Annotated in this window: 9 protein-coding genes; 3 read left to right on the top strand and 6 right to left on the bottom strand. The window is 72.2% G+C overall.

Annotation, left to right across the window (positions count from 1 at the left end; all coding sequences use genetic code 11):
• Positions 1 to 30: 30 nt before the first annotated feature.
• Together ACFY1H_RS23750 and ACFY1H_RS23745 are read left to right on the top strand one after the other, a co-directional pair.
• Positions 31 to 996, top strand: coding sequence for a TerC family protein (locus tag ACFY1H_RS23750; protein WP_366581515.1), 966 nt, complete (start codon positions 31 to 33; stop codon positions 994 to 996).
• 38 nt (positions 997 to 1,034) lie between these two features.
• Complete coding sequence (locus tag ACFY1H_RS23745) at positions 1,035 to 2,993, top strand: alpha/beta fold hydrolase (protein ID WP_386949605.1); 1,959 nt, start codon at positions 1,035 to 1,037, stop codon at positions 2,991 to 2,993.
• A gap of 4 nt (positions 2,994 to 2,997) precedes the next feature.
• Here the strand turns inward: ACFY1H_RS23745 and ACFY1H_RS23740 are convergent, their stop codons facing one another.
• The 5 genes from ACFY1H_RS23740 to ACFY1H_RS23720 all read right to left on the bottom strand — a co-directional run bounded on the left by ACFY1H_RS23740 (position 2,998) and on the right by ACFY1H_RS23720 (position 8,812).
• Complete coding sequence (locus ACFY1H_RS23740) at positions 2,998 to 3,654, bottom strand: RES family NAD+ phosphorylase (protein WP_366581519.1); 657 nt, start codon at positions 3,652 to 3,654, stop codon at positions 2,998 to 3,000.
• A 50-nt stretch (positions 3,655 to 3,704) separates the two neighbouring features.
• Positions 3,705 to 4,286 (bottom strand): DNA-binding protein, encoded by a 582-nt coding sequence (locus tag ACFY1H_RS23735; protein ID WP_364185642.1) that lies wholly within the window; start codon positions 4,284 to 4,286, stop codon positions 3,705 to 3,707.
• A 341-nt stretch (positions 4,287 to 4,627) separates the two neighbouring features.
• Positions 4,628 to 7,294 carry a hypothetical protein gene (locus ACFY1H_RS23730; protein ID WP_386949601.1) on the bottom strand — a complete coding sequence of 889 codons (2,667 nt, stop codon included), beginning with the start codon at positions 7,292 to 7,294 and terminating at the stop codon, positions 4,628 to 4,630.
• Positions 7,291 to 7,740, bottom strand: coding sequence for a hypothetical protein (locus tag ACFY1H_RS23725; RefSeq protein WP_386949598.1), 450 nt, complete (start codon positions 7,738 to 7,740; stop codon positions 7,291 to 7,293). The genes ACFY1H_RS23730 and ACFY1H_RS23725 overlap by 4 nt, the downstream gene beginning before the upstream one ends.
• 88 nt (positions 7,741 to 7,828) lie before the next feature.
• Positions 7,829 to 8,812, bottom strand: coding sequence for a LacI family DNA-binding transcriptional regulator (locus ACFY1H_RS23720; protein WP_366581524.1), 984 nt, complete (start codon positions 8,810 to 8,812; stop codon positions 7,829 to 7,831).
• Between the two features lie 90 nt (positions 8,813 to 8,902).
• Between ACFY1H_RS23720 and ACFY1H_RS23715 the strand changes: the two genes are divergently transcribed.
• Positions 8,903 to 10,408 carry an FGGY-family carbohydrate kinase gene (locus ACFY1H_RS23715; protein WP_386949594.1) on the top strand — a complete coding sequence of 502 codons (1,506 nt, stop codon included), beginning with the start codon at positions 8,903 to 8,905 and terminating at the stop codon, positions 10,406 to 10,408.
• Here the strand turns inward: ACFY1H_RS23715 and ACFY1H_RS23710 are convergent.
• Positions 10,396 to 11,061, bottom strand: coding sequence for a helix-turn-helix domain-containing protein (locus ACFY1H_RS23710; RefSeq protein ID WP_386949591.1), 666 nt, complete (start codon positions 11,059 to 11,061; stop codon positions 10,396 to 10,398). The genes ACFY1H_RS23715 and ACFY1H_RS23710 overlap by 13 nt on opposite strands.
• Positions 11,062 to 11,076 lie beyond the last annotated feature (15 nt).

Raw genomic sequence — 11,076 nt, 5'->3', positions numbered from 1 at the left:
GCTACGCGCTATCCGGAGGTAATTGCTGTGATGACTGTCCCCCTGTGGTTGTGGATCGCCACGGTCGGCGGCCTGCTGGCCCTGATCGCACTCGATCTGGTGATCGTCGACCACAAGCCCCACGCGATCAAACCGGCCGAGGCCGCGCGGTGGGTGATCTTCTACATCGCCTGCGCCGTCGTGTTCGGGATCGGCGTGTGGGTCTTCGCCGGGCACGACCCGGGCGTCGAGTTCTTCACCGGGTACATCACCGAGTACTCGCTGAGCGTCGACAACCTGTTCATCTTCATGATCATCATGGCGTCGTTCAAGGTGCCGGCGATCCACCAGCACCGCGTGCTGCTCGTGGGCATCCTGCTCGCGCTCGCGATGCGCAGTGTGTTCATCGCGGTGGGCGCGGCGCTGATCGCGCAGTTCGTGTGGGTGTTCTTCCTCTTCGGCGCGGTGCTGATCTGGACCGCGATCAGCATGCTGCGCAAGAAGGACGAGGAAGAGGAGTACCACGAGAACGCGGTGACCCGGTGGGTCCGCAAGGTCGCCCCGGTGACCGACGACTTCCACGACCACAAGTACACGGTCAAGGTCAACGGCAAGCGGATGATCACGCCGATGCTCGTGGTGATCGTCGCCATCGGCTCGGCCGACCTGCTGTTCGCGGTGGACTCGATCCCGGCCATCTTCGGGATCACCCAGGAGGCCTTCCTGGTGTTCACCGCCAACGCGTTCGCGCTGATGGGCCTGCGCCAGCTGTACTTCCTGCTCGGCGGTCTCGTCGAGAAGCTGGTGTACCTGTCCTACGGCCTCGCGGTGATCCTCGCGTTCATCGGCGCGAAGCTCGTGGTGCACGCGCTGCACGAGTACCACGTGGCGCCCGACTGGCTGGACATCAACAACTGGGTGTCCCTCGGCGTGATCGTGGTCGTGCTGGCGATCACCACGGTGGCGAGTCTCGCCAAGGCGAAAAAGGACGAACGGGCGCGCGTCCCGGCGGAATAAGTCTTTCGCTTTGCTAATGATCCGGTACGGTCGTCGGCATGCGACCAGCCGACATCGAAGCCCTCGTCGTCCCCGGCCGCCCCGCACTCCGGGGTGACCTGCTCCTGACCGCGGTCAAGCACCCCGACCTCGAGTCCAATGCCAACCACAGCGCGTTGCGCCGGGTGGGACTCGGGGGAGGGGACACCGCTTGGACACAAGGTCCGCACGACGCGGCCCCGGCGATCTCGCCCGACGGGCGCTGGGTCGCGTTCCTGCGGGCGGGCGAGGGAGAAGGCGCCGACGGCAGTGCGCAGGTGCACGTGATGCCGGCCGCGGGCGGCGAAGCGAAGCGGCTGACGTCGCTGCACCTGGGCGCCGACGCGCCGGTGTGGGCGCCGGACTCGCGGCGGCTCGCGTTCACCGCGCGCGTGCCGGAGGCGGGCCGCTACGGCACCGAGGACGCAGACGGTGAGAAGCCGGAGCCGCCCGCCGAGGCGCCGCGCCGGATCACCCGCTTCGACTACCGCATCGACGACGTCGGGTTCCTGCGTGACCGGATGAAACGGCTGTTCGTGCTCGACGCGGTCAGCGCGTTGGACGCCGCCGCGCTGCCCGAGTTCGAGCCGATCTCGCCGGTCGCCTACGACGTCGACGATCCCGCGTGGACGCCCGGCGGCGAGCGCGTGGTCGTCACCGTGGCGCAGGACTGGGACCGCGTGGAGACCGACTACCGCGACCTGGTCGCGTTCCCGGCCGGTGGCGGGGAGCCCGAGCTGCTCGTGGCGTGCCACGGCTACGCGGAGCAGCCCGTGTTCGGTCCCGACGGCACCCTGTTCTTCTACGGTTCGTCCTACGAGGACGGTCACCGCGAGGCCTGCAACACCGGCCTCTACGCCGCCACGATCGGCACCGGCGGTCCGGCGAAGGCGCGGCGGATGACCGACATCGAGACCGTCGACGTGGAGAGCGGCTCCGGCCCCGCGATTCCCGTGAACGGCGAGGTGCTCGTGGCCGTGCGCAACCGCGGCGCGGTGGAGCTGCGCGCGGTCCCGGCTTCGGCCGACGCCGCCGTGCTGGCCGACTTGCGCGTGCTGCACGACGGCCACGTGGTGGTGCGCGGCTTCGCGGCCGACGGCGACACGATCGTCGCGGTGGTCGCCACGCCGGAGACCTCGGGTGACGTCGTCGTGCTCGACGCCGGCGGCCCGCGGGTGCTCACCGACTACTCGAAGCCGTTGCGGGACAAGGGGCTGCGGCCTGTCGAGGAGCTCACCACGACCTCGCCCGACGGCTACCCCGTGCACGGCTGGCTCGTGCTGCCCGAGGGCGAAGGCCCGCACCCGGTGCTGCGGGTCGTGCACGGCGGGCCGTTCGCGCAGCAGGACTGGGCCGTGTTCGACGAGGCCCAGGTCTACGCCGCGGCCGGCTACGCCGTGGTGCTCGGCAACCCGCGCGGTTCGGCGGGCTACGGGCAGGGCCACGGCCGCGCGATCACGTTCGGCTTCGGCACCGTCGACGTCGACGACGTGCTCGCGCTGCTGGACAAGGCGCTCGAACGCCCCGACCTCGACTCCTCGCGCGTCGGCATCATGGGTGGCTCGTACGGCGGGTTCATGACCAGCTGGGTCGCCTCCCACCACCCGGAGCGGTTCAAGGCGGCGTGGAGCGAGCGCGCGGTGAACGCGTGGGACTCGATGGTCGGCAGCTCCGACATCGGCTACTTCTTCGTCGACTCCTACATCGGCACCGACCCGGAGGTGCTGCGCGACCGCAGCCCGCTGACCTACGCGGCCGACATCACCATCCCGTTCGCGGTCGTCCACTCCGAACAGGACTGGCGCTGTCCGCTGGAGCAGGCGCAGCGCATGTTCGTGGCGCTGCGCCGCGCGGGTGCCGACGCGGAGTTCCTGCTGTTCCCGGGCGAAGGCCACGAGCTGTCGCGCGCGGGGCGCCCGCGTCACCGCGTGCAGCGCTTCGACGCGGTGCTGGAGTGGTGGTCGCGCCACCTGGGCTGAGCGCTCAGTTGAGGAGCGTGTAGTTCAGCTCTTCGCAGACCCGGCCGAGCGGGACGTCGAGCCCCGGGTGGTCCAGCGGCAGCAGGACATCCGGGGCGATCGGCAGCGCGGCGCCCGCCGGCGGGTCCCACAGGCACACGGACGGGTCGCCGGAGTCCATCGACGAGCGGTACCAGAGCCCGTCGAGGTCGGGCAGCGCGCTGCGGATCGCGCGCGCCCAGGCCTGGGTGATCTTCTTCGGCCCGCTGGAAATTTCCTGCGACGCGCCCACGCGCGTGGGCCACAGGCCGGTGAGGTCGAGCAACCTCAACGGCCGGACGGGGCGCACGACCACCAGCCGCGGCCCGCGTGTCTTGCGGTCGACCGTCGAGCTCGTCTGGAATACCTCGGCGACGCTCGTGCGCACGGTGAGGCCGAAGTACAGCACGCCGTTGCCCGGGTCGGTCACGGGCTGGCCGCCGCGACCGGGCGGCTGCTGGTCGAACCGGCCGTGCGGGAGCGGGCCGGTGTAGCGGAACGAGTTCCACTGCTGCGGGTGGTTGCCGTGCGCGGTGAAGATGCGGACCAGCCTGGTCTCGGGCTGTACCGCCACCACGTCGTGGGCGCGGTCCAGCTCCTTGACCAGCACGGATCGCGCGGGCGGCAGGGGGAGCCGGGCCATGCGTCGGGGGTCGTCCGTCCTGTGTCGGTGATCTTGGGCGTCGGGACAGCCTAGAACGGCGAGCCGAGCGTGGCGACGAGGCGCGCGACCTGCTCGGGATCACCGCCCGAGAGGAGCCACTGGCGCGGCGTGGCCGGCCGGTCGCTGATCACCAGATCGTCCTGCGGGGTGTTCATGAAGGCGGCGACGACGAGCGCGGGCTGGTCCTCGGGGATCGCGCGCAGCACCGCCTCGAGGCCGGGCAGCACGCCGGAACCGTTGAACTGCCACGACGGCAGCCGCCAGCCCTGGTCCTTCCAGCCCGTGAGCCGGCCTTCCTTGAGGCGGTGGCGGATGCGGCTGTCGTCGATCTTCAGCGCCTTCGCGGCCTGGGTGACGGTGAGCGCCGAGTCGGCGAGCACGGCGTGGGCGGCCACGGTGCGCGCGCGGAAGTCGGGTTCGTCGTCGCCGTGCGGCGTGAGGTCGAGCCCCACGTCCGCCAGCGCGGCCTGCTGGTCGGGCGAGAAGTAGTGCGACGGGTCGGGGTTCGGCGGTGACAGCCTGCGCGCCGCGTCCTCGACGAGCGTGAGGAACTCCGTGGCGTCGGCCTTGAGCCCCGCCTTGGCGAGGACGTTCTCGAGCGCGACTGACATGCGCTCAGACTAGCTCGCGTGTGCGGGTTCGTGCGGTTGGTCACCGGATCTGTGGGTGAATTCACCAGAGATCGACACTCAGTGCACAGAACCCAACACGCGGCGTAGGCGATTTCGCGTCAGTCTGCCCGGCCGGTGGTGGTGCTGTCCAGGCTTTCGTGCCCTTGACACTCCGCCGCGGCCCCTTTACGTTCGGTTGGTAATCGATTTCCCGCCTCGTGCTGTTGCGGGCTCCGGCGGTCTCGGCCGCCGGTGCTGGGGGGACAGGGGGTGGGACGTGCCTGGTGCACCGGTACTGGCCGGTCCACCAGGCACGTCGTCTTTTTCAGGGTTTCGGCCGCTCACGGGTTCACGGCCCGGGACCGCCAGAAACCCAGGTTGTGGCGGGCGGTCCGCGTGATGCGGTGGTCGGGTCCGCACGTCCGGCTCGCCTCCTCGAGCACCTGCCCGAGCTGGGCGGCCGCGTCGGCCGGGTAGCCGGCGATCCCGAGCCAGCACGCCAGGATGCGGCGGACGGACAGCTCGCCCTCCGCTTCACGGGACGCCGCTGCTTCGGGTGACTCCAGGATCTCCCGCCAGAACCGGGCCATCGCCAGGGCGTCGCCGGCGGAGGAGGCCGAGCTGACGGCCGCCTTCCGCTGCGACAGGTGCCAACCGGGACCCCAGATCCGTTCGAACTCGTCGAAGACTTCCCAGCAGGCGCTGTGCCGGCGTTCGTCGTGCAGGCGGCGGAGGCCTTCGAGGTCGCGGTCGTCCGGCGTGAACACCCTGACCGCGTCCCGGAGCACGCCCTCGAGCTGCGCCAGCGCGCCGACTTCGTCACCGGCTTCGGCCCACGTCGCGGCGAGGTTGCGCCGGACGGCCAAGGTCTCTCGGTGATCGGGGCCGAACACCCTCGTGAAATCCGCGAGCACGGAGCCCAGTTCGTCCGCGCCGTCGAGCGGATCGTTGCCCGGAAGCCGGAGCACCGCGAGGTTGTGGCGCGTCACCAGTGCTTTTTCGCTGTCCCGGCCGAGCACCCGCCGCTGGTCCGCGATCAGTTCTTCCAGCGCACCGAGGACGCCGGTCTCCTCTTTCGCCGCGCGCGTCTCGAGGACCAGCTGCCGGGTGTACAGCGTGTACGGATGATCGTGCTTGAGCGCTCGCCGCTGGTCTTTCTCCAGCTTCTTGAGCTCGCGCAGCGCGCCATCGAGGTCGCCCGACCAGAAGCGCAGACAGCCGAGGAAGTAGCGGGTGAGGAGGGTGTCGGCGTCGGTGCGTCCCAGGATCCTGCGCTGGTCGTCGAGGACCTTCGCGAGTTCCTCCTCGCCGCCGCGATCACCCGGCGTGGTGGAGGCTTGGGCGAACGCGACTTTGCCGCGGGTGGACAGCGTCGCCCGGTTGAGGGGACCGAGCGTCCGGGTCTGCTCCGCCAGCAGCTCCCGCAACGGGTCGGCGTCGTCGTGCACCAGCAGGCCGCGCACGACGAGCAGGTGACCGCGGATCTCGTGGGTGTCCGGATGGTCCTGGCCGAGGCGGCGCACCGCCTTGCGATGGAGGTACTGGAAGTAGAGGGCCGCGGGCTGCGTCAGCCCGGCGTCCTTGAGGGCCGTGCCCGCCCGGATCAGGACCGGGTGGCATCGGCCCCGCCACAGCTCTTCCTCCGCCCACGAACGCAGTGCGCGGGCGGCGGAGAAGAACACCTGGTGCGGCCCGGCTTCGCCACGAGGCTCCGGCCACGCGTCCAGCAGGGCGTCGCCGGCGGCGCTTTCGCCCAAGGCGGGTGGGTCGGGCGCGCTCGCCGCTGCCAGCCAGGCCGCCGTCACGTCGTTGACGCCGGGTGGCGGTGACCACTGGTCCACCAGTGCTTCGCGGGCCTGTTCCCGGGCGAAGTACAGGTGCTCCAGGAGGATCTGGCGCACCCAGCCGTCGAGGCGGACCGAGCGCCGATCGTCGACGGTGACCAGCCCCAGGCGCGCCGCCTGGTTCACCGCGTGCCGGACGTCGTCGGTCGTCACGTCGCGGCCGGTGCTCGTGGCCAGGAACCGGGAAAGCGCCGGCGATTCGAAGAACGCCATCGGGACGGGACCGCCGGCCACCCGCGCGGCGAGGTCCAGCACCGGCCTGACGAGCCCGTCGGCCAGGTCGAGCATCAGCGCGCAGGTGGCGACCACGTCAAGGTGCACGGTCTCCGAAAAGCCGTTCTGCAACGGCATGTTCGTGTGCGCGAGCGCGCTGTGCACGGGGCGGAGCCGATCGCGGCGCGCCGACCACGAGTGCAGGAACTCGGCGTAGGTCGCATCGCGCATCGCGACCCACGAGGCGGCGTGCGCGAGGGTTGGGGGAAACCCCAGCAGCGCGTTCGCGAGCTCGTCCGCGCCCGCGGCGCGGCCCGGGCTGCCGGCCTGTCTCGACCGCAGGTAGGCCACCGCTTCGGTCTCGTCGAACGGGTCCACCCGGATGCGCCGGACGCCGGGCGAGAAGACGGCGTCGTCTTCCCGCGTGGTGACGACGGTCTGCCCGGTCTTGTGCCGCGGTGGCCACAGCTCGCGCAGGTCCTCGACCTCGATCAGGCCGTCGAGCACGACCAGCCAGCTTCGGCTCGTCTCGGCCAGCCACGTCAGGAACCGCCGGATCGCCTGTTCGCCAACGGCTTCCTCGCCGAACACGGCCGCGGCGGCCGCGAGGTAGCCGAGCTGCACCGCCTCGCGCGATTCGGCGGTGAGCCACACGAGCAGGTCGAGGTCACCCCGTTCGAGCAGCTGTCCGGCGTGGCCCACGGCCAGTTGGGTTTTGCCCGCACCGCTCATCCCGGCGAGCACCACGGTCCCGCCGGTGCCGAGTTCGCCGGCGATCCCGCGGTGCCGGAGACCCGCGGCGCGCGGGGGCACGAAGCCGACGAGCTTCGGCCACTCGTCCCGCGACTGCTCAGGAGCGGCGAACTGCTGGTTGACCGTGACGCTGATGTCGCGACCGGCCCGGACCTCGCGGAGCCCGAAGGAGGGCGTCGCCGGACCGGTCGCTCTCAAGGGCGGGCCGGGTTGTCACCTTCTTCGACCCGGATGCCCTCGATCACGATGCTGCCCTGGGCCTCGACGCGGCTGAGCTCGACGCCGGTGGCGTTGCCGCGAACGGAGACATTGCTGATCCTGATCAGCTGGGCCGCCACGTCGTCGAGGTCGACACCGACCGCGCGCGCGGCCGCGGCGTCGTGCTCCCGCACCGCGGTGACCACCCGCTGCGCCGCTTCGCGCACCTCCGCGTCCTCGGCGGCGCCGGCGTCGGCGAGATCCTCCTCGAGCGACTGCTGCTTCGCCGCGGATTCGGGCCGGCGCTCCACCGGAGTGACGTCGACCTTGTGGCGACCCGTGATCAACTGCTTCAGCGCACCGTAGGCGTCGCGCACGGCCGATTGCGCCTGCTCCTTCAGCCCGGCCGTCGCACCGGCGACCACTGCCGCGACGATCAGTGACACGGGTTCCATGCTCGGAAGACCCCTCCCCGTTCGGCCAACGCGAAAAATCTATACCGAAGCGGCCGCGGCCGGGTGACCTCCGCGGAAGTCACCCCCGCCGGCGCGAGCTCTGCCGTTCGATGAGCCGCGCTTCCAGCGTCGTCGTGGTGGGGCGGCGGGTGCCGTCGGTGATGCGGGCGAGCAGAAGCTGCGCGGCCACGCGGCCGACCTCGTAGGCGGGCTGGGCGACGACCGTCAGCGGCGGGTCGATCAGGGTTGTCCAGGGGGCGTCGTCGAAGGAGACGATGCCGACGTCGCGACCGGGGCGCACGCCGCGGCTCGCGAGGGTCTCCAGGACGCCGATCGTCATGGTGCTGTTGGCCACCAGCAGCGCGTCCGGGGGATCCGGCAGTTCGAGCAGTTCGGTGGCGGCCACGCGCGCGCCCTCGGCGCGGTACTCGGCGCGGCGGAAGAGCGCGTTCTCCTCACCGACGGCGTCGAGGTAGCCGGAGAGGCGGTCGTCGGCCGTGCGGACGCCGGCGGGACCGGTCAGGCACGCGATGCGGCGGTAGCCGCCGGCCACGAGGTGGCGGGTCGCGTCGCGGGCGGCGCGGCGGGTGTCCACGAGGACCTGGTCGCCGTCCGGGCCGGTGAGCGGCCGGTCGACCGCGACCACCGGCGTGCCCTGGCGGCGCAGGCGGTCGACGTTGGTGGAGCGGCCCGTGGGGGAGAGCACCACGCCGGCGACGCGTTCCTGGAGCGCGACGTCGATGTAGCGGCGCTCCTTGTCCTCGTTCTCGTCGGAGTTGCACAGCACCACGGAGTAGCCCGAGATCTGCGCGAGATCCTCGACGCCGCGGGCGATCGCCGTGAAGAACGGGTTCTCGACGTCGGAGATGATCAGCGCCAGCACGGCCGTCTCCTGACGGCGCAGGTTCCGGGCCAGGCCGTTGGGGTGGTAGCCCAGCTCCTCGGCCGCCACGAGCACCCGCGCGGCGAGCTCCGGGTCCACTGTGGACTTGCCGTTGAGGGCCCGGGACACCGTGGCGGTGGAGACGCCGGCGCGCGCGGCGACGTCGCTGATCGTGGCCACCGTGACCTCCTCCGGCTGTCCTTGACACCCTCGTCCCCCGAAGAATAGCGTCCCGGGTAATCGTTTACCGTCCGCATACGGGGAGTCGCGGTGGATCCGGGCCTGCTGCTCGGCATCGACATCGGCACGTCCAGTTCCAAAGGCGTCCTCGTCGGTGCCGACGGGACGATACTGGCGCGCGCCGGCCGCGCGCACACCACCTCCCGCCCGCGGCCCGGCTGGTTCGAGCACGACGCGGAAACGGTGTGGTGGGCCGACTTCACCGCGCTCGTGCGCGAGCTCACCGCGGCGGCCGGCGACCGGCCGCTCGCCGGGCTGGCCGTGAGCGGCATCGGGCCGGTACTGCTGCCCGCCGATGCCGACGGCCGGCCCCTGCGCCCGGCGATCCTCTACGGTGTGGACACGCGCGCGGGCGCGGAGATCGCCGAGCTCACGGCGGAGCTGGGCGAGGAGTCCATTGTGGAGCGTGGTGGCAGCGCGCTGTCCAGCCAGGCCGTGGGACCCAAGTGGCGCTGGCTGTTCCGGCACGAGCCCGAGGTGGCCGAGCGCGCGAAGCTGTTCCTCATGGCGAGCTCGTACCTCGTGCTGCGGCTGACCGGGGAGTACGTGCTCGACCACCACTCGGCGAGCCAGTGCGACCCGATGTACGACCTGCGCGCCGGCGCGTGGGCCGAGGACTGGGCCCGGCTGGTCGCGCCCGGCGTGGAGCTGCCGCGGCTGGCGTGGCCGACGGAAGTGGCCGGCACGGTTTCCGCCCCGGCGGCAGCGGCGACCGGGCTGCCCGCGGGCCTGCCCGTCACCTGCGGCACGGTCGACGCGTGGGCCGAGGCGGCGAGCGCCGGGGTGCGGGCGCCCGGCGACACGATGCTCATGTACGGCACCACGATGTTCCTCGTGCAGACCGCCGCCCAGCCGCGGCCGGTGCCGGGCCTGTGGGCCACGCGCGGCGCGTTCGCGGGCACCTACTCGCTCGCCGCCGGGATGGCGACGTCCGGTGCGATCACCGACTGGCTGCGCGACCTCGTCGGCGGCGAGTTCGCCGACCTGGTCGCCGAGGCGGGCGAGGTGCCCGCCGGCAGCCGCGGGCTGCTGATGCTGCCGTACTTCGCCGGCGAACGCACGCCGGTGCCGGACCCGGCCGCGCGCGGGGTGCTTGCCGGGCTCACGCTGTCGCACACCAGGGCCGACCTCTACCGCGCCGCGCTGGAAGGCACCGCGTACGGCGTCCGGCACAACCTGGAGGCGATGGGCTCCGGAGAGGGCCGCCGTCTCGTCGCGGTCGGCGGCGGCACGCAGGGTCGCGTGTGGACGCAGATCGTGAGCGACGTGACGCGTGCGGAGCAGCACGTGCCCACCGAGACGATCGGCGCCGCCTTCGGGGACGCGCTGCTGGCCGCGTTCGCCGTCGGCCTGGAGCCCGACATCGACGCGTGGAACCCGGTCGCCACCGTCGTGCGGCCCGATCCGGCGCGCGCCGACGTCTACGACGAGTTCTACGCCCGCTACCGCGCCCTGTACCCGGCGACAGCCGACATCGCGCATTTCCTTGCCGCACAACAGGAACGCGCGGCCCAGGCTCAGACTCAGGAGAAGTAGGCCCTCGGCGTCAGCCCGGTCAGCGCCCGGCACTCCCGTGACAGATGGGCCTGGTCGGCGTACCCGGCACTGGCGGCGAGGTCGGCCAGCCCCGGCGCGCGCGGAGCGAGGGCGATGGCGCGTTGCAAGCGCAGCACGCGCAGGTAGGTCGCCGGTCCGTAGCCCACCGCCACGGTGAAGCGGCGCCGCAGCTGCCGTTCGCCCACGGCCGTCGCCGGGGCGCCCACACGGACCGGCGCAGTGTGCAGGTGTGACAGCAGCTCGGCCACGGCCGGGTCGGGGTCGGCTTCCCGGCCGGCGACGACGTCGGTGAGGCTGCGCGCGCCGCTGAGCACCGCGTCGGTCAGCAGCTCGCCGCGGCGGCCCCACACCTCGGCCAGCGGGAGCCGCCGGTCGCGCAGCTCGTCGGCCGCGACGCCGAGCACCGCCGGCGCCGCGCCGGGGTGGAACCGCAGGCCGTTCAGCGTGGCGCCGGGTGAGGTGACCGACGACCACGCAGCGGTGTCCGGGCCCGCGACGAAGACCTCGCCGTCGCCGGCGACGAGATCCACGCAGCCGTCGGGCACGATCCGCTTCGGGCCCGCCTGGACCGACCGCCACAGGCAGCGGACCACGGCGCGCACCGGCTCGGGCGCGAGCGTCTCCGAGTACACGCCCCGATTCTCCCC

The organism is Amycolatopsis sp. NPDC001319 (genome assembly GCF_042896185.1).
Taxonomy (GTDB): domain Bacteria; phylum Actinomycetota; class Actinomycetes; order Mycobacteriales; family Pseudonocardiaceae; genus Amycolatopsis.
This window is presented reverse-complemented; position numbering and strand designations above follow the sequence as displayed.